The organism is Rhodopseudomonas sp. BR0M22 (assembly GCF_010907035.1).
In the GTDB taxonomy this organism is placed as follows: domain Bacteria; phylum Pseudomonadota; class Alphaproteobacteria; order Rhizobiales; family Xanthobacteraceae; genus Rhodopseudomonas.
Genome location: NZ_QUMK01000001.1, coordinates 120222 through 139167, shown reverse-complemented (window position 1 = coordinate 139167; position 18946 = coordinate 120222). Strand labels below are relative to the sequence as shown.

The window sequence follows — 18946 nt, the reverse complement described above, 5'->3', positions numbered from 1 at the left end:
CGTCAGACAACGGCAGAGCGACGGCCGCGGTAAGCTCAGTCTTGCCGCGGTGCAATAGAGGTTTGTGAAATGGCGTCAGGACGCCAGAGTTCGAAGCAGATGGAGCAGGCCGGCGGCGCAGCCGCTGTTGCCGAGCCGGCTGCCGCCGCCAAGCCCAGGTCGCGTGCCCGGATGATGCGCCAGTACGACCTGGTCGAACGGGTCCGATCCTACAACCCGAACACCGACGAAGATCTGCTCAATCGGGCTTACGTCTACGCCATGATGGCGCACGGCGAGCAGACTCGCGCCTCGGGCGACCCGTATTTTTCCCATCCGCTCGAAGTCGCGGCGATTCTGACCAACCTCAAGCTCGACGACGCCACCATCGTCGCCGCGTTGCTGCACGACACCATCGAGGACACCGAGGCGACACGGACCGAGATCGACAGCATGTTCGGTCCGGAGATCGGTGCGCTGGTCGAGGGCCTGACCAAGCTGAAGCGGCTCGAGCTGGTGTCGCGCGAAGCCAAGCAGGCGGAAAACCTGCGCAAGCTGCTACTCGCGATCGCCGACGACGTTCGCGTGCTGCTGATCAAGCTGGCCGACCGGCTGCACAACATGCGCACGCTCGATTTCGTGCCGCCGGCGTCGCGGCAGCGCATTGCCGAGGAGACGCTCGACATCTACGCGCCGCTCGCAGGCCGCATGGGCATGCAGGAGATGCGCGAGGAGCTGGAGGATCTATCGTTCCGCAGCCTCGACCCGGAAGCCTTTACGGTCGTCATGCAGCGGCTGGATGCGCTCGCAGAACGTAACCGGAATCTGATCGGCGAGATCGAAAGCCAACTCTCCGCCAATCTCGCCCGCCACGGGATTACTGCGGAAGTCACCGGACGGCGCAAGCGGCCGTTCTCGATCTGGACCAAGATGGAGCGGAAGTCGGTCGGCTTCGAGCAGCTCTCCGACATCTATGGTTTTCGCGTCGTGCTCGATAACGTCGAAGCCTGCTATCGCGCGCTCGGCGTCGTGCACACGACCTGGCCGATGGTGCCGGGTCGGTTCAAGGACTACATCTCCACCCCGAAGCAGAACGATTATCGCTCGCTGCACACCACGGTGATCGGCCCCGGCCAGCAGCGCGTCGAACTCCAGTTCCGCACCCGCGAGATGAATCAGATCGCCGAATACGGCATCGCCGCGCATGCGTTCTACAAGGACGGCGTCGGTTCGCCGACCGAGTTGCTGAACCGCGAGTCCAACGCGTTCGCCTGGCTCCGCCACACCATCGAGATGCTGTCGGAGAGTTCGAACCCCGAGGAATTCCTCGAGCACACCAAGCTCGAACTGTTCCACGATCAGGTGTTCTGCTTCACCCCGAAGGGCAAGCTGATCGCGCTGCCGCGCAAAGCCAATGTCGTCGACTTCGCCTATGCGGTCCACACCGACGTCGGCAACAGCGCCGTGGGTTGCAAGATCAACGGCAAGTTCGCGCCGCTGTCGTCGGAACTGCAGAACGGTGACGAGGTCGAAGTGCTGACCTCGCCGGTGCAGTCGGCGCCGCCGGCGGCGTGGGAATCGCTGGCGCGCACCGGCAAGGCGAGAGCCGCGATCCGCCGTGCGACCCGCGTGGCGATGCGCGATCAGTACGCCGGCCTCGGCCGCCGCATCGTCGAGCGTCTGTTCGCCCGCGCGAAGATCGACTACGCCGACGACAAGCTGAAAGGCGCGCTGCCGCGGCTGGCTCGCGCTTCGGTCGAGGACGTCATGGCGTCGGTCGGCCGCGGCGAGATGAAAGCGTCCGATGTCGCCCGGGCGATGTATCCGGACTACAAGGAAGAGCGGATCGCCCGGTTCGGCGGCAAAAAAGATGTGCCCGATAAGGCCGTCGGCAAACCGATCGAAACGGGGAAGGTCAGCCCTGTGATTCCGATCGGCGGTCTGCATTCCGGTCTGCCGGTGAAGTTCGCGCCGAATGGCGGTGCGGTGCCGGGGGACCGCATCGTCGGCATCGTCACGCCGGGCGAGGGCATTACGATCTATCCGATCCAGTCGCCGGCCTTGACGGAGTTCGAGGAAGAGCCTGAGCGTTGGCTGGACGTGAAGTGGGACATCGACGAGAGCACGCCGCAGCGCTTTCCGGCGCGGCTGTTCGTGCAGAACGTCAACGAGCCCGGCAGTCTCGCGCAGATCGCAGGCGTCATCGCCGAGCACGACGGCAACATCGACAACATCAACATGAGCCGGCGCTCGCCGGATTTCACCGAGCTCACCATCGATCTCGAGGTCTATGACCTGAAGCACCTCAGCGCCATCATCGCCCAGTTGCGCGCTAAGGACGTCGTCGCTCACGTCGAGCGGGTCAACGGCTGAGGCCAGAGGTCGCACGAGGCAGTTAGTATGTTCGTCATTGCGTGCGCAGCGAAGCAATCCAGGACAAAGCGCACTGAACTGGATTGCTTCGTCGCTTCGCTCCTCGCAAGGGCGAGTGATATCCACTCCAAGTCTTTCGGTACTCGATAATGTCCAAAGCTCCTCCGCTGCGTCTCGGCGTCAACATCGATCACATCGCCACGCTGCGAAACGCGCGCGGCGGCCGTCATCCTGATCCGTTGCGCGCCGCGTTCGCGGCGATCGAAGCCGGCGCCGACGGCATCACCGCGCATTTGCGTGAGGATCGCCGCCACATCCGCGACGCCGACATGCAGCGGCTGAAGGCGGAGATCTCCAAGCCGCTGAATTTCGAAATGGCGGCGACCGACGAAATGGTCCGGATCGCGCTTGGAGTGAAGCCGCACGCGGTGTGTCTGGTGCCGGAGCGGCGCGAGGAACTCACCACCGAAGGCGGCCTCGACGCGGTCGGTCAGCAAGCCTCGCTCGGCCCCGCAATCGCGCGTTTCAACGACGCCGGCATCCGCGCCTCGCTGTTCATCGCCGCTGATCCGGCGCAGATCGAAATGGCCGCGAAGTTGAAGGCCCCGGCGATCGAAATCCACACCGGCGCCTGGTGCGACGCGATCAATGACGGCGAGACCGCAAAGGCGACCGCCGAATGGCAGCGCATCGTCAAAGGCGCCGCGCTGGCGCGCTCGGCGGGGCTCGAAGTGCACGCCGGCCACGGCCTCGATTACGCTACCGCGGAGACGATTTCGGCGCTGCCGGAGATCGCCGAACTCAATATCGGCTTCTACATGATCGGCGAGGCGCTGTTCGTCGGCCTCGGCGAGACCGTGCGGGCGATGCGGGCCGCGATGGAGCGGGGCCGCGCCAAGGCGGTCGCCGCATGATCATCGGTATCGGGTCGGACCTGATCGACATCACGCGGATTGCCAAAGTGATGGAGCGCCACGGCGACCGTTTCCTTGATCGGGTGTTCACCGAGGCCGAGCGGGCGAAGGCCGAGCGTCGCGCCAAAAAGGCCGAATTGGTCGCCGCCACCTACGCCAAGCGCTTCGCCGCCAAGGAAGCATGCTCCAAGGCGCTCGGCACCGGCATCCGCCAGGGCGTGTGGTGGCGCGACATGGGGGTGGTCAATCTGCCCGGCGGCCGGCCGACCATGGCGCTGACCGGAGGCGCCAAGGCCCGGCTCGATGCGCTGACGCCCGAAGGCATGGTGGCGCGGATCGATCTCTCGATCACCGACGAATGGCCGCTTGCCCAGGCTTTCGTGGTGATCTCGGCCGTTCCGGCGGTCGTCGAAGGGCTTGGGGGGACGCCTTCCTGAGCCCGAAAAGCCGCTGATTCGTCATAGCATTAGCCCGCGGAACCGCGACGTTTGATTGCGCCGGTCGCGACAACAGTCTACAACCGCGCGGAATCCCCAGAGGGGTCGGATCTTCGGCGGACGAGCGCCGGTCGTGGCGGTTTCCGCTGCCGCGGACCACGTCTCGCCCTCCGCCAGGATACGCTCCACACCAGTCCAATCGTCCACCGCGCGACTCCACGCGACGGGAATCGGGAAAGCGATGAGCGTGACATCCGGAACCAAATCTGAGAGCGGCGTCGGCGAAACCATCCGCGTCGTCATTCACGCCCTCATTATTGCCCTGGTGATCCGCACCTTCCTGTTCCCGCCTTTCAACATTCCCTCCGGATCGATGAAGGCGACGCTGCTGGTCGGCGATTATCTGTTCGTCTCGAAATACTCCTACGGCTACAGCCATTATTCGATCCCGCTGTCGCCGCCGCTGTTCTCCGGCCGGATCTTCGGCTCCGAGCCGAACCGTGGCGACGTAGTGGTGTTCCGGTTGCCGAAGGACGACACCACCGACTACATCAAGCGCGTCATCGGCCTGCCGGGCGACCGCATCCAGATGCGGGAAGGGCTCCTCTACATCAACGACAAGCCGGTCGAGCGCGAGCGGTTGTCGGATTACGTCGGTGAAGATCCGTGCGGATCGGAGGCGACGGCGCGCGTCAAGCGCTGGAAGGAAACGCTGCCGAACGGCGTGTCCTACGAGACGCTGGATTGCGTCGACAACGGCTTCTACGACAACACCAACGTCTACACCGTGCCGCCCGGCCACTTCTTCATGATGGGCGACAACCGCGACAACTCCACCGACAGCCGGGTGCTGTCTGCAGTCGGCTACGTTCCTTACGAGAACCTGATCGGCCGCGCACAGATGATCTTTTTCTCGATCGCCGAAGGCGAACACGCCTGGCAGATCTGGCGCTGGCCGACCGCGGTTCGTTGGGGCCGCATCTTCACCATTGTGCGATGACCGATGACGTGACCAACGTCGACGCCGCGTCGACGGGCAGCGATCCGCAGCCGCAGCAAGCTCCAGCGACGGAGCCGTCGGCTGCGAAGAAGCGCCGCGCCAGCAAAGCCAAGTCCAAGGCGACGGCGGCGGCGATCGAGCAGCGGCTCGGCTACAGCTTCACCGACCCGGCGTTGCTGACCACGGCGCTCACCCATGTGTCGGCGCTGAAATCCGCGCGCCGCACCGACAGCTATCAGCGGCTTGAGTTTCTCGGCGATCACGTGCTCGGCCTGATCGTCTCGGACATGCTGTACCGGGCGTTTCCCGACGCCGACGAGGGCGAGTTGTCGAAGCGGCTGGCCGATCTGGTGCGCAAGGAATCCTGCGCCGATGTCGCGCGCGGCCTCGATCTGATCGAGGGCATCAAGCTCGGCACCGTGGGGGCGGGCGTCGGCGCGAAACTGCGCCGGTCGGTGCTGGGCGACATCTGCGAGGCGGTGATCGGCGCGATCTATCTCGACGGCGGCTACGAGGCGGCTTCCGATTTCGTCCGGCGCAACTGGACCGAGCGCATGCGCAAGCCCGCGCGGTCGCTCCGCGATCCCAAGACCGTGTTGCAGGAGTGGGCGCAGGCTCGCGGTCTGCCGACACCGGTTTATCGTGAGGTCGAACGCACCGGGCCTCATCACGATCCGCAATTCCGCGTCGCCGTCGTACTTCCGGGCCTGGAGCCGGCAGAGGGCGTCGGCGGCAGCAAGCGTGCGGCCGAAAAGGTTGCCGCATCGGCGATGCTGACCCGCGAAGGTGTCGGCACAGGCAGCAATGATGGCTGAACATGAAGAAGCGGCGTCAGCCGCGACCCGCTGCGGTTTCGTTGCGCTGATCGGAGCGCCGAACGTCGGCAAATCCACGCTGGTCAATGCGCTGGTCGGCTCGAAAGTAACGATCGTGTCGCGCAAGGTGCAGACCACGCGCGCGCTGATCCGCGGCATCGTCATCGAAGATTCCGCACAGATCATCCTGGTCGATACGCCCGGCATCTTCGCGCCGAAGCGGCGGCTCGACCGCGCGATGGTCAAGACCGCATGGAGCGGCGCGCACGATGCCGACCTCGTCTGCGTGCTGCTCGACGCGAGAGCCGGCATCAACGAGCAGGCCGAAGACATCCTGGCCAATCTCACCAATGTCGATCGGCCGAAACTGCTGGTGCTCAACAAGATCGATTTGATCGTCCGCGAGAAGCTTCTGGCGCTCGCGCAGGCCGCCAATCAGCGGCTGGCGTTCGACCAGACCTTCATGGTCTCGGCGCTGACCGGCGACGGCGTCGACGATCTGCGCAAGGCGCTCGCCGCTCAGGTGCCGCCGGGCCCGTTTCACTATCCCGAAGACCAGATGTCGGATGCGCCGCTGCGCCACCTCGCGGCCGAGATCACCCGCGAGAAGATCTTCCGGAAACTGCATCAGGAACTGCCGTATCAGTCCACGGTGGAGACCGACACCTGGACCGAGCGCAAGGACGGCTCGGTGAAGATCGAGCAGACGATTTTCGTCGAACGCGAGAGCCAGCGCAAAATCGTGCTCGGCAAAGGCGGCGCGACCATCAAGGCGATCGGCGCCGAGGCGCGCAAGGAGATCGGCGAGATTCTGGAGCAGCCGGTCCACCTGTTCCTGTTCGTCAAGGTGCGCGAAGACTGGGGCAACGATCCCGATCGTTACCGCGAAATGGGCCTGGAGTTTCCCAAGGAATGACCACCAGCCCGACCACCAGCCTGCCGCGGAACGTCTATTGGTTCGAGGTGCTGCTGCTGACCTCGCTGATGCTCGACTGCATCTCCGTGGCGTTTCAGGACCGGACCGTGATCGAGCCGAGTATGGCGGCCGGCGTCGTCGCCGCCGCCAACACCATGGCGGCCGGCTTGATCGTGCTGCTGACCTATCTGGTCTGGCTTGCGGCCCATGGCCGGAAGAACTGGGCGCGGGCGGTGCTGACCGCCTCGTTGGTGTTTTCGGTGGTGTCGCTGGCGCAGATCATCGGCGACAGCGGCATCGAAGCCGGCCTGTGGATCGATATCGCGTCCTGCATCCTGACCGCGGTTGGGATCTACTTGTCTTACACCGGCGACGCCCGCGGCTGGTTCAACGCCTGAAGACCGGACGGGCGCGACCGCACAAGATCCGATAGGCTCGTTCGATGGAATGGAGCGACGAGGGCATCATTCTCGGAGTGCGACGGCACGGCGAGGCCGGCGCCATCGTCGAACTGCTGACCCGCGGCCATGGCCGGCATCTTGGTATGGTCCGCGGCGCGGCCTCGGCGCGGATGCGGCCGCTGCTGCAGCCCGGCAACAGCGTATTGGCGTCGTGGCGGGCGCGGCTCGACGAGCATCTCGGCTACTATCAGTTGGAAGCCACCAAGATGCGCGCTGCGACGCTGCTGGCGTCGTCGTTTGCGGTGTACGGCGTCACCCATCTGGCGTCGCTGGCCCGGCTGCTGCCGGAGCGCGATCCGCACGAAGAGATCTACCAGCGGCTGATCCTCACCCTGGACGATTTCGACGATCTCGGGATTGCGGCGGCGCATCTGATCCGGTTCGAACTCGCCATTTTGGCCGAGCTCGGATTTGGGCTCGACCTGTCCGCCTGCGCCGCGACCGGCGCCACCACCGAACTGATTTACGTCTCGCCAAAGTCGGGCAGCGCGGTCTCACGCAGCGCCGGCGAGCCGTGGCGCGACCGGCTGTTGCGACTGCCGTCGTTCCTGCGCGACGACGAGGCCGAGAGCGGCAATGGCTGGTCCGGGCAGGATCTGTTCGACGGCTTCGCGCTGACCGGCCGATTTCTATTGCGTAACGTGCTGGAGCCGCGCGGGCAGGGGCATTCCGATGCCCGCGCGGGGTTCATCAATGCGGTGACGCGCGCGCTGCGGCCGGCCGAGACGTAGCCGGCCATCGGCGGGCGCGCTCCTCGACCGCCAATCAGGCTTTCAGTGCCGCCGCGATAGTCGTTGCGATCGGCGTGGTCGGGCGGCCGATCAGGCGGCTCAAGGCGCGGCTTTCGTCGAACAGCGCGCCTTTGGCGGCGCCGGCGTCTGAATCCGCCAGCAGCGCGGCGAACGGTTCGGGCAGGCCGGCCGCGATCAACGCAGCCTGGTACTCCGCCTGCGGCAGATCGCGATATGCGACCGCCTTGCCGGACTGTCGAGACAGCTCGGCAGCGAACTCCGCGAGTGAGTACGAATCATCGCCGGCGAGTTCGTAGATGTGGCCGGCTTGTGGCTGTTCCGCCGTGAGCACACGGACCGCGGCGTCGGCGTAATCGGCCCGCGCAGCGGAGGCGATCCGCCCGTCGCCGCCGCTGCCGAGCAGGGCGCCGTGCGCCAGTGCGGCCGGAATCGAGGCTGTGTAGTTCTCGCTGTACCAGCCGTTGCGCAGCACGACGTGCGGTACGCCCAGCTCCCGCAGCGCGCTTTCGGTCTGAAGGTGTTCCTTGGCGAGGCCGAGCGGCGAGCGGTCGGCGTGGAGCAGGCTGGTATAAGCGAGCAGCGACACCCCGGAGGCACGCGCCGCTTCGATCGCGTTGCGGTGCTGTGTGGCGCGCTGGCCGATTTCGCTCGACGAGATCAGCAGCGCTCGGTCGACTCCGGCGAACGCTGCAGCCAGGGTCTCGGGCCGGCCGTAGTCGCCGATGTGAACATGGAGACCGCGGGCGGCGAACTCGGCCGCCGCCTTATCGCTGCGGACCAGCACCCCGATCTGGGCGGCTGACACCGACTTGAGGAGACCGTCGAGCACGAGGCGGCCGAGCTGGCCGCTGGCACCGGTGACGAGAAAACGTGAAGAGGACATCGGAGAGTTCCTGGGCTGGTTATGATTTGAGAGTAGGTCTATAATGGAGACCTAATCGCCGGCCCGTAAGGAGGCAGTTTTTTGTGACAAGGTCACCTGGAGAGAACCTGACGGTCGCAACGCATCGCGCGACCCTGACCGACCGCTACGCTGCCTGGCGAGAACAGGGGTTCGATGCCTCGCGCTGCCCGGTGCGCAACGTGCTCGACCATCTGGGAAGCAAATGGAGCACGCTGCTGCTGATTGCGCTGGCCGAAAAGCCAATGCGATTCAATGCGCTGTTGCGCGATGTTCCAGACATTTCAAAGCGGATGCTGACCCAGACGCTGCGCGACTTGGAGCGCGATGGGCTGGTCGCGCGCCAGGTATTTCCGACCAAGCCGCCCAGCGTCGAATACCGCCTGTCCGCCACCGGCGAGTCCGTGCTCGGACCGCTCACGGCGCTGGTCGGCTGGGCCGAGCAGCACTTTCCCGAGATTGTGCGGGCTCGGCTCCGGTTCGACACGGCAGCAGAAGGCGGCTCGGCGCCGGTTCCAGGCGAAACCGCAAGGGTAGAACGCCCGCCGGCGCTTGCTCCGCTCCCGGTCCGGGGATAACCCCACGCCATGGGAAAACGATTGATTCCGCCAGAGCCGGCCGAGATTCACGAGGTCCAGCTTCGCGAGGCGCTGGAAGAGCGCTATCTCGCTTACGCGCTGTCGACCATCATGCATCGCGCGCTGCCGGACGCACGCGACGGCCTGAAGCCTGTGCATCGCCGCATCCTGTACGGTATGCGGCTGCTGCGGCTCGACCCCGGCACGCCGTTCAAGAAGTCCGCCAAGATTGTCGGCGACGTGATGGGTTCGTTCCATCCGCACGGCGACCAGTCGATCTACGACGCGCTGGTCCGCCTCGCGCAGGACTTCTCGTCGCGCTATCCGCTGGTCGACGGCCAGGGCAATTTCGGCAACATCGACGGCGATAATCCAGCGGCTTATCGCTACACCGAAGCGCGCATGACCGACGTCGCGCGGCTGCTGCTCGATGGCATCGACGAGGACGGCGTCGCGTTCCGGCCGAACTACGACGGCCAGGCCAAGGAGCCCGTGGTACTGCCCGGCGGCTTCCCGAACCTGCTCGCCAACGGCGCGCAGGGCATCGCCGTGGGCATGGCGACCGCGATCCCGCCGCACAACGCCGCCGAACTGTGCGACGCCGCACTGCATCTGATCGAGAAGCCCGACGCCAAGTCGAAAGCGCTGCTGCGCTTCGTGAAGGGGCCGGACTTTCCGACCGGCGGCATCATCATCGACTCCAAGGAGAGCATCGCCGAGGCCTACACCACGGGCCGCGGCGCGTTCCGCACCCGCGCCAAGTGGGCCCAGGAAGAGGGGGCCCGCGGCACCTGGAGCGTGGTCGTCACCGAGATTCCGTGGCTGGTGCAGAAGTCGCGGCTGATCGAGAAGATCGCCGAGCTGCTGAACGAGAAGAAGCTGCCGCTGGTCGGCGACATCCGCGATGAATCCGCCGAGGACGTGCGCATCGTCATCGAGCCGAAGTCCCGCGGCGTCGATCCGGCGCTGATGATGGAGTCGCTGTTCCGGCTGACCGAGCTGGAGAGCCGGATTCCGCTCAACCTCAACGTTCTGGTCGGCGGCCGGATTCCGAAGGTGCTCGGCCTCGCCGAAGCCTTGCGCGAATGGCTCGATCATCTGCGCGACGTGCTGCTGCGCCGCTCCAATCATCGCAAAACGCAGATCGAGCACCGGCTCGAAGTGCTCGGCGGCTATCTGATCGCCTACCTGAACATCGACGAGGTGATCAGGATCATCCGCACCGAGGACGAGCCCAAGCCGGTGCTGATGAAGACGTTCAATCTCACCGAGATCCAGGCCGAGGCCATTCTCAACATGCGGCTGCGCAGCTTGCGCAAGCTCGAGGAGATGGAGATCCGCACCGAGGACAAGAACCTCCGTGCGGAGCTGAAGGGCATCAATGCGATCCTGAAATCCGAGACCGAGCAGTGGGCCAAGGTCGGCGAGCAGGTCCGCAAGGTCCGCGAAATGTTCGGTCCGAAGACGCCGCTCGGCAAGCGCCGCACCCAGTTCGCCGACGCGCCGGAGCACGATCTCGCTGCGATCGAAGAGGCCTTCGTCGAGCGCGAGCCGGTGACGGTGGTGATCTCCGACAAGGGCTGGGTGCGCACCCTGAAGGGCCACGTCGAGGATCTGTCGGGCCTGAACTTCAAGCAGGACGACAAGCTCGGCCAGTCGTTCTTCGCCGAGACGACGTCGAAGCTGCTGCTGCTTGCAACCAACGGCCGGTTCTATGCGCTCGATGTCGCCAAGCTGCCCGGCGGCCGCGGTCACGGCGAGCCGATCCGCATGTTCATCGACATGGAGCAGGACGCCGCGATCGTCACGGTGTTCGTGCACGCCGGCGGCCGCAAGTTCCTGATCGCCAGTCACGACGGGCAGGGCTTCGTGGTGAATGAGGACGAGTGCGTCGGCTCGACCCGCAAGGGCAAGCAGATCCTCAACGTCGACGTCCCCAACGAGGCACGCGCGCTGACCGTTGTCAGCGAGGGCGACGACAGCGTCGCGGTGATCGGCGACAACCGCAAGATGGTGATCTTCCCGCTCGATCAGGTGCCGGAGATGACCCGCGGCCGCGGCGTGCGGCTGCAGAAGTACAAGGACGGCGGCCTGTCCGATATCGCCACCTTCTCGTCGAAGCAGGGTCTCGGTTGGCGCGATTCCGCCGGCCGCGAGTTCAGCGCGACGATGAAGGAACTGGCCGAATGGCGCGGCAACCGCGCCGACGCCGGCCGGCTGCCGCCGAAGGGCTTCCCGAAGTCGAACAAGTTCGGACGCGGCATAGTCTGAGGTCGCGCCTGCCTGCGCGTTATGTCGCAGGCAGGCCATCCATTTAGCTTTGCGTCTCGCTCTGCAATCGCCTTGAAGTGGATGGGATGATCGCACGCTGTTCCCGCCGATTTCTTGTCCTGCTCCCGCTGTTGCTCGTCGCGATGCTGCCCGGTCCAGCTCAGGCGGCGGAGCTTGATGGTGCGGCGCTCGGTTGGGCCTGGGGCGTCCCGTTCGCCGGTATTCTGCTTTCGATCGCCCTCGGGCCCCTGCTTTTCCCAAAAGTCTGGCACGCTCACTACGGCAAGATCGCCGCTTTATGGGGCGTGCTGGCGTTGGCGCCGATCACCATCGTTTATGGCTGGGAGGCCGCGCTGGCCTCGCTGATCCACGCGCTGCTCGCCGAGTATCTCAGCTTCATCGTGCTGCTGTTCGCATTGTTCACAGTGTCGGGCGGCATCCTGGTCACCGGCACGATCCGTGCGACACCATTGATCAACACCGGCATGCTCGCGGTCGGCACCGCCTGCGCAAGTCTGATCGGCACAACCGGCGCCGCGATGATCCTGATCCGGCCGCTGATCCGGGCCAATGCGGGCCGGCAGCACAATGTCCACGTCGTGGTGTTCTTCATCATCCTGGTGGCCAATATCGGCGGCGCGCTGTCACCGCTCGGCGATCCGCCGCTGTTCGTCGGCTTTTTGCGCGGCATCGATTTCTTCTGGCCGGTGCAGCATTTGTGGCAGCAGACTCTGATAGTCGCCGGCTTGCTGCTGGTGGTGTTCTATCTGCTCGATCGCTGGTACGCGCGGCATGATGCGCCGGCCAAAACCGCCGAGGCGCCGATCGGATTTCGCGGCGGCATCAATTTCCTGCTGATCGCCGGCATTATCGCCACCATTCTGGCCTGCGCGCAGTGGCGCCCCGGCATCGAGTTCGACGTTTACGGCACCAAGGTCGCGCTGCAGAATCTGGTGCGGGACGCGATGCTGGTGGTGCTGGCGCTGCTGTCGCTGTGGTGGACGGCGGACGAGCATCGCGCCGCCAACGGCTTCACCTGGGAGCCGATCCGCGAGGTTGCGAAGCTGTTCGCCGGCATCTTCGTCGCCATCATTCCGGTGCTGGCGATGCTGCATGCGGGCAAGAGCGGCCTGTTCGCGCCGCTGCTCGAAGCGGTGACGGCCAGTAACGGCACCCCGCGCGAAGTGCCTTACTTCTGGTTCACCGGGCTGTTGTCTGCGGTGCTCGACAATGCGCCGACGTACCTCGTGTTCTTCGAACTGGCCGGCGGCCGGCCTGCCGAACTGATGGGGCCGCTCGCCGGCACGCTGGCGGCGATTTCGATGGGCTCGGTCTACATGGGTGCGCTGACGTATGTCGGCAACGCGCCGAACTTCATGGTCTATGCGATCGCCACCGAGCGCGGCATCAAGATGCCGGGGTTCTTCGGCTACGCGCTTCGAGCCGGCCTGGTGCTGATCCCGTTGTTCCTATTGCTGACGTTCCTGCCGATCGTGCCGAACCTTCAGCTTCACTGAGGCAGGACAGGCTATTTGCTTTGCGGTGCGGTGGCCGCCGGGGCAGGGGGCATCCCCGGGATGTGCTTCGGCTTGAAGGTGCCGACGTAAAACGACACGCCTCCGACCAGCACGACGCAGATCGCGTACACGAGATAGGCTTGCGGAGGCTTTGTGGCCCAATGCAGCAAGCCGCTGAAAGACATCCGTTCTGGCGCTTGGTTTGACATGGCGGCGTTTTGCGCCATTTGCCGGCGAACGCAAGTGGGAAATGGCGGCGTGGTGGGGCTGGACTGCAACACAGCGTACCAAACGAAGCCTGATCAATGACCAATGGCGTCTTTTGTGGCAGTCTCAGCAAGTGCCCGCGACTCGGCCGGCTGGAGGCTCCTTGACCGCAAAAATCGTTATCGATCAGTGCTTGGCTACCTTCTTGCTATTGCAAATGACTTGCAAGAAGCGCTGCGGGCCTGCAATATGATGCGATGGATGCAAAAACGCCGCAGATGACCCCAGATCCAGCGCCGACACCGGAGCAAACCACGGGGTGGCGTCTGTCGCCGGGCGAGCCGTCGCTGGCCGGCATGTTCGGCTCGGTCCCGGTCCGCGCCAAGGGTCCGTTCTGGCGCAAGCTGCTCGCGTTTCTGGGGCCGGGCTATCTGGTCGCTGTCGGCTACATGGATCCCGGCAACTGGGCGACTTCGCTCGCCGGCGGATCGAAATACGGCTACGCGCTGCTCACGGTCGCGCTGGTCTCCAACATCATGGCCGTGGTGCTGCAATCGCTGTGCACACGGCTCGGGGTCGGGGCTGGCAGAGATCTCGCCCAAGCCTGCCGCGACGCCTATCCCAAATGGGTGTCGTGGCCGCTGTGGCTGTCGGCCGAGATCGCCATCACCGCGACCGACCTCGCAGAGGTCATCGGCACCGCGATCGGGCTCAATCTGCTGTTCGGGATTCCACTCGAGATCGGCGTGCTGATCACCGCAGCCGACGTGTTCCTGGTGCTGGCGCTGCAGGCGTTCGGCTTCCGTTGGATCGAAGCCTTCGTGGTGGCGCTGCTCGGCGTGATCGCGGCATGCTTCGCAATCCAGATCGCGATGGCCGACCCGGATTGGGGCGCGGTGATCCGTGGCTTCGCGCCGACCACGCGCGTGCTGACCGAGCCCGGCATGCTGTATCTGGCGCTCGGTATCCTCGGCGCCACGGTGATGCCGCACAATCTCTACCTGCACTCGGGCTTGGTGCAGACGCGCGGCTTCGGCCGCAGCCCAGCCGAGAAGCACGAGGCGATCAAACTCGCCACCTTCGACTCGACGATCGCGCTGACCTTCGCGTTGACCATCAACGCTTCGATCTTGATCCTGGCGGCGGCGACCTTCCACCACGCCGGCCAGACCGACGTCGCCGAACTCGACCAGGCGCACGCCTTCCTGGCGCCGCTGCTCGGCTCGACGCTGGCGCCGACGCTGTTCGGCATCGCGCTGCTCGCCTGCGGCCTGAACTCGACGATCACCGCGACACTCGCCGGCCAGATCGTGATGGAAGGCTTCATCCAGATCCGGATCAAGCCGTGGCTGCGGCGAATGGTGACGCGGCTGATCGCAATCGTACCCGCGGTCGTCGTCACGATCATTGCCGGCGAGAAGGGCACCGGGCAGCTTCTGATTCTCAGTCAGGTGGTGCTCAGCCTGCAGCTACCCTTTGCCGTCGTGCCACTGGTGATGTTCACCGCCAGCCGCGCCAAGATGGGCGAGTTCGTCGCGCCGCGCTGGCTCACCGCGAGCGCGTCGGTGATCGCCGCGATCATCGTCGTGCTGAACATCAAGCTGGTGTTCGACTACGCGACCGGCGGGTAGTGCGTAGACCTGAAGTCCCCGCGCCGGGGGCCGCTGGTCGACGACTAGGACCGGCACTTGTCAAACGCGGCTCGGCTCGTTTGATCCCGCCTTGGCGGGCGGGTGACGTTGCGCGAAGTACTGAGCGGGAGTGCTTCCCAGCGCCTTCTTGAACATGGTGATGAAGGCATTCACTGACTCGTAGCCGAGTTCAGCCGCAACATTCTGCACCGCTTCACCGCTCGCAAGCTCCCGGAGGGCGACGACGAGGTGGAGCTGCTGGCGCCAGCGTCCGAACGTCAGTCCCGTCTCGCGGATCAGCAGCCGCGCCAACGATCTTTCACTCATCGCGACAGTCTTTGCCCAATCGCTCAAGGTTCTGCGGTCGGACGGCTCGGCCGTCAGAGCGTCGGCGATGGCCCGGATCTTCGGATGGCTGGAAATTGGCAGGTTGAACCGCTCTCGCGGCATCTCCGCGAGTTCGTCCAGCAGCACGCGCGCCATTCGGGCCGCATGGCTGTCTGCGTGATAGTCCGCGCGCTCATCGGCCAGACGCTCGACCATTTCTCGGATCAGCGGAGAAATCGCAAGCGTGCAACTGGAGCGGGGCAGGTTCGCGGCTTCCGGCTCGACGAACAGGTAGTTGAGCTGGGCATTGGCGGTCGCGCGGGCGCTGTGAGGCACGCCGCCAGGAATCCATACCCCGCAATTGGGCGGGACGATCCAGATCTCGTTGCCTGCCGTGCAGGTGACGGCTCCGCGCAGCGCCAGGATGAGCTGCCCCTTCCGGTGCACATGCAACGGCACTTCCGACTCATGGTCCGAGAAATGCAGCCTGTGGGCGACTGCAGGCAGACGCGTCAGGTCGGGGTCGAAAACCGAAACGACAGATTCGATGGGCATGCGAATGGCCGTTTTCAGGGATTTCATGTCGTAATAGCGAATTTATTCGTTTCTGCAAATCGGTCACAACTGGCGTCATGAGCGACATCCAGTTGAGACGGACCCGTTTGCCCCAGACCTGCCCCGCAGTGCGGCAGGCGCTGACGAACTTCCTCCGCCAGCCTGCCAGGAAGGAAGACGCCGATGCGATCCTGTTTTCGGCGAAGAGTTTCGCCGCGGCGATGCTGGCCTATTACATTTCGCTGCGGATCGGGTTGCCCAAGCCGTTTTGGGCCATCGTGACGGTCTACATCGTCTCCCAGACATCTGCGGGAGCCTCACTCAGCCGCGGCGTGTATCGGTTCGCCGGGACGTTCGTCGGGGCAATCGCCACCGTCGCGATCGTTCCGAATTTCGTGAACGATCCGGCCGTGTGCTGCCTGATCCTTGCCGGCTGGATCGGCCGTTGCCTGTTTCTCTCGCTGCTTGATCGCACGCCACGAGCCTACGCTTTTGTCCTTGCAGGCTACACGACGAGCCTGATCGGCTTTCCGAGCGTGCTCGAACCCGGCGCCGCCTTCGACACCGCATCCCTGCGTGTCCAGGAGATCTGCATCGGCATTCTCTGCGCGGTTTTGATCCATCGATACGTCTGGCCGAAGCCGATGACGGGGCAGTTCACCGGCAAGCTTTCGGCCATGCTGCAGGACGCTCGCCGGCTTGCGGAGGCCGCGCTGACCGGATCGTCGGAACAGAACCGCCAACGGCGCGAACAGCTTGCTGTCGACCTTCTGATGCTTCAGGGGCTGGCGACACATCTTCCATACGATTCCGCATCTGCAAGGCCGCGTCGCGAGACACTGCAGCTTATCCATGATCGGCTGGCTCGGCTTCTCCCGCTCACGGCCGAGATCGAGGAGCGAGTACGTTCTCTCGACATCGCGCGCGCAGCGAATCTTGCTGAACTCAGCGCACTGGCCGCTGATGTGGAGGGCTGGATCGCAGTCGATGAGCCGGCTGGTCGCCATGCGGAGGCTGCCCGACTGATCGGGCGTGCACGATCGATTCAGAAACATTTAGGCACCGACGCGACGATGCCTGCCGATAGGGTAGGTGCCAACCTTGCCGGCCATCTGGCGGAAATGATTGGCCTGCTGAACGACTGCGACAAGCTCGGTCGGAACATGACCAGCCGGACACGAAAAGCAGCGACGCTCTACGGCCCCGAGCTGGCAAAGGGGTACGTCTATCACCGTGATCCATGGATGGCGGCCCGCGCAGCGCTCGGCGCGATGGTCGGCATCCTCAGTGGCTGCGCGTTCTGGATATGGTCGGCGTGGCCGGACGGCGAAACGGCGGTCTCGATTCTCGGCGTATGCTGCACCTTGTTCGGAAACGTCGACACGCCTGTGCCGTTTGTCGTGAAGTACATCGTCGGCTCGATCTTCGGCGTGCTGATCAGCCTCTGCTACAGCTTCGTCATCCTTCCCCATGTGACCAGCTTTGCAGTGCTTGTCGCGGTCCTTGCTCCGGCGTTCCTGTTCGCTGGCTCGCTCCAAGCGCGCGTGCCAACGGCCTTCATGGCGATGGGCATTACTCTGACAATTCCGATCCTTTCCGGGTTGGGCACCAGCTACACCGGTGATTTCGCCGCCTCCCTCAATATGACGATCGCGCTTTTCGTTGCGGTTGGATTTGGAGCGGTCAGCATGTCGATCTTCCAGACCGTACCGGTCGACGTTGCAATCAAACGATTGCTTCACCTCAGCCGGCGCGATGTCGGCCGCCGCGCGCTTGGCGGCGCACCGAACGAGGCGCGTTGGACAAGTCTGATGATCGACCGGACGGCGCTGCTGCTGCCGAGGCTGCGCGCGGCCGGGAAAGCCCATCCAGACGTCCTCGACGATACGCTCCGCCTGCTTCGTATTGGCCATGTCGCTGGTCAGCTTCGCAAGATGATCCCGCAGGTCAAAGGCGAGGCCCGCGCTGAAATAGAAAGCCTTCTGACCGGGATTGCCGGGACGTTTCGCGGCGGGAGCCCGGCAACGTCAGCCGACCTCATCGATCTCGATCCGCGCATCGAGCGGCTGATGGTCATGATCGAGCACAGCTCATTGAAAGGCCGGCCTCGGATCGTCGATCTGCTGGTCGATCTGCGTTTCGCGCTCGGCGCAAGTGGAGCAGCAAGAAAAGGAGACCTCGCTCATGCTCGCTGACTTGAATATCGGAGGCGTCTTCATCCCCGGTCTGGTTGCGATTGCGTTCGTTGCGTTGATCGCCACGATAGCGACGATGCGCGTTTGCAGCGAGATCGGCGTCTCCCGCCTGTTCGCCTATCGGCCGCTCGCGGAAATCGCCATCTTTGTCATCGTTTGCGGTCTGCTCATGCAGCACCTGCCAGTGATCGGACTGCCGTTGTGAAATCGCTTGTATCGTTGCTCGGGCACTATTCTCTGACACTCTGCGTCTTCGTTGTTTCCGGATTCGTCGCACTCCAGGCTTGGAGCCATTACGAACGAACGCCCTGGACGCGCGACGGAAGGGTGAGCGTGGATGTGGTGCAGATCGCGCCGGAAGTCTCCGGAACGATCCGCACCGTCCCGATCGCCGATAATCAGTATGTGAAACGTGGCGACGTTCTTTATGAGATCGATCCGGAGCGGCTTCGGCTGGCCGTAGCGCTGGCAGAGGCTGACGTCGAAGCGAAGTATCAGGATATGCTGGTGCGGCAAGCCACTGCCCAGCGTAAGCAGCAACTCAAACTCAACGATGTGGTCTCACAGGAAGCGCTCCAGCAATCGAGCGGCGCAGCCGCCATGGCGACTGCGGCCTATCAGGCAGCGATAGCGACACGCGAGCTGGCCAAACTCAATCTTGCACGCTCGGTCATTCGCTCCCCCGTCGATGGCTATGTCACCAATCTGAAGCTGCGGCCCGGCGACTATGCGACGGCCGGCACCACCAATGTCGCGATCCTCGATGGAGCGAGTTTCTGGATCACCGGCTATTTCGAAGAGACGAAGCTGCAGCAAATTCGTGTGGGGGCACCGGCGCGGGTCAAGCTGATGGGTTTCGATCAGCCGGTGGCTGGCCATGTCGAGAGCATCGGTCGAGGCATCGAGAACAGCAACGAAACACCCGGTCGTTTCGGGTTGCCGAATGTGGCGGCAACGTTCTCCTGGGTGCGACTAGCCCAGCGCATACCGGTCCGCATCCATCTCGATCGCGTGCCTTCAGGCGTCGAGCTGGCGGCGGGAATGACGGCCACGGTCGAGATCATTCCCGCTGAGGTCGAAGCGAATGCGGGGCAGCGGTCATGATGCGGGCGCGCGT

General features: G+C 64.6%; 18 protein-coding genes. 15 read left to right on the top strand and 3 right to left on the bottom strand.

From position 1 onward, the window contains the following. Positions 1–69 precede the first annotated feature (69 nt). The 8 genes from DY468_RS00665 to recO all read left to right on the top strand — a co-directional run bounded on the left by DY468_RS00665 (position 70) and on the right by recO (position 7626). Complete coding sequence (locus DY468_RS00665; RefSeq protein ID WP_164601402.1) at positions 70–2352, top strand: RelA/SpoT family protein; 2283 nt, start codon at positions 70–72, stop codon at positions 2350–2352. Between the two features lie 149 nt (positions 2353–2501). Then, a complete protein-coding gene (locus DY468_RS00660) occupies positions 2502–3266 on the top strand; it encodes a pyridoxine 5'-phosphate synthase (RefSeq protein ID WP_164601400.1) in 765 nt (254 codons plus the stop codon). Further along, positions 3263–3703: a holo-ACP synthase gene (acpS, locus tag DY468_RS00655; protein ID WP_164601398.1), complete on the top strand. Its 441-nt coding sequence runs from the start codon at positions 3263–3265 to the stop codon at positions 3701–3703. Before DY468_RS00660 ends, acpS begins: the two co-directional genes overlap by 4 nt. 241 nt (positions 3704–3944) lie before the next feature. Continuing rightward, the gene (gene lepB, locus DY468_RS00650) at positions 3945–4703 is read left to right on the top strand and encodes a signal peptidase I (RefSeq protein ID WP_164601396.1); all 759 of its coding nucleotides are present in this window, start codon (positions 3945–3947) and stop codon (positions 4701–4703) included. Next, positions 4700–5518 (top strand): ribonuclease III, encoded by an 819-nt coding sequence (gene rnc / locus DY468_RS00645; RefSeq protein ID WP_164601394.1) that lies wholly within the window; start codon positions 4700–4702, stop codon positions 5516–5518. The genes lepB and rnc overlap by 4 nt, the downstream gene beginning before the upstream one ends. Then, a complete protein-coding gene (era, locus tag DY468_RS00640) occupies positions 5511–6434 on the top strand; it encodes a GTPase Era (RefSeq protein ID WP_502706203.1) in 924 nt (307 codons plus the stop codon). Before rnc ends, era begins: the two co-directional genes overlap by 8 nt. Then, a complete protein-coding gene (locus tag DY468_RS00635; protein WP_164601390.1) occupies positions 6431–6832 on the top strand; it encodes a hypothetical protein in 402 nt (133 codons plus the stop codon). The genes era and DY468_RS00635 overlap by 4 nt, the downstream gene beginning before the upstream one ends. A 44-nt stretch (positions 6833–6876) precedes the next feature. Further along, entirely contained in the window at positions 6877–7626 is a 750-nt protein-coding gene (gene recO / locus DY468_RS00630; RefSeq protein ID WP_164601388.1) for a DNA repair protein RecO, read from the top strand. Between the two features lie 34 nt (positions 7627–7660). On the opposite strand, the gene DY468_RS00625 is transcribed toward recO, so the two are convergent. Beyond that, positions 7661–8530, bottom strand: coding sequence for an SDR family oxidoreductase (locus DY468_RS00625; RefSeq protein ID WP_164601386.1), 870 nt, complete (start codon positions 8528–8530; stop codon positions 7661–7663). Between the two features lie 200 nt (positions 8531–8730). Between DY468_RS00625 and DY468_RS00620 the strand changes: the two genes are divergently transcribed. The 3 genes from DY468_RS00620 (at position 8731) to DY468_RS00610 (ending at position 12914) form a co-directional block, all read left to right on the top strand. Further along, positions 8731–9126: a winged helix-turn-helix transcriptional regulator gene (locus DY468_RS00620; protein WP_415218600.1), complete on the top strand. Its 396-nt coding sequence runs from the start codon at positions 8731–8733 to the stop codon at positions 9124–9126. A 9-nt stretch (positions 9127–9135) separates the two neighbouring features. Continuing rightward, a complete protein-coding gene (parC, locus tag DY468_RS00615; protein WP_164601382.1) occupies positions 9136–11397 on the top strand; it encodes a DNA topoisomerase IV subunit A in 2262 nt (753 codons plus the stop codon). A gap of 86 nt (positions 11398–11483) precedes the next feature. Continuing rightward, positions 11484–12914, top strand: coding sequence for a sodium:proton antiporter (locus tag DY468_RS00610; RefSeq protein WP_164601381.1), 1431 nt, complete (start codon positions 11484–11486; stop codon positions 12912–12914). Between the two features lie 11 nt (positions 12915–12925). On the opposite strand, the gene DY468_RS00605 is transcribed toward DY468_RS00610, so the two are convergent. Next, a complete protein-coding gene (locus DY468_RS00605; protein ID WP_415218597.1) occupies positions 12926–13099 on the bottom strand; it encodes a hypothetical protein in 174 nt (57 codons plus the stop codon). Between the two features lie 279 nt (positions 13100–13378). On the opposite strand from DY468_RS00605, the gene DY468_RS00600 reads away from it, so the two are divergent. Continuing rightward, positions 13379–14752: an Nramp family divalent metal transporter gene (locus tag DY468_RS00600; protein ID WP_164601377.1), complete on the top strand. Its 1374-nt coding sequence runs from the start codon at positions 13379–13381 to the stop codon at positions 14750–14752. Positions 14753–14812: 60 nt separating this feature from the next. Here the strand turns inward: DY468_RS00600 and DY468_RS00595 are convergent, their stop codons facing one another. Continuing rightward, positions 14813–15634 (bottom strand): AraC family transcriptional regulator, encoded by an 822-nt coding sequence (locus DY468_RS00595; RefSeq protein WP_164601464.1) that lies wholly within the window; start codon positions 15632–15634, stop codon positions 14813–14815. Between the two features lie 77 nt (positions 15635–15711). On the opposite strand from DY468_RS00595, the gene DY468_RS00590 reads away from it, so the two are divergent. The 3 genes from DY468_RS00590 to DY468_RS00580 are packed head-to-tail and all read left to right on the top strand — an operon-like array spanning position 15712 to position 18933. Next, positions 15712–17829: an FUSC family protein gene (locus tag DY468_RS00590; RefSeq protein ID WP_164601375.1), complete on the top strand. Its 2118-nt coding sequence runs from the start codon at positions 15712–15714 to the stop codon at positions 17827–17829. Further along, positions 17819–18034 (top strand): DUF1656 domain-containing protein, encoded by a 216-nt coding sequence (locus DY468_RS00585; protein WP_164601373.1) that lies wholly within the window; start codon positions 17819–17821, stop codon positions 18032–18034. Before DY468_RS00590 ends, DY468_RS00585 begins: the two co-directional genes overlap by 11 nt. Beyond that, complete coding sequence (locus DY468_RS00580; RefSeq protein WP_164601371.1) at positions 18031–18933, top strand: efflux RND transporter periplasmic adaptor subunit; 903 nt, start codon at positions 18031–18033, stop codon at positions 18931–18933. The genes DY468_RS00585 and DY468_RS00580 overlap by 4 nt, the downstream gene beginning before the upstream one ends. Positions 18934–18946 lie beyond the last annotated feature (13 nt).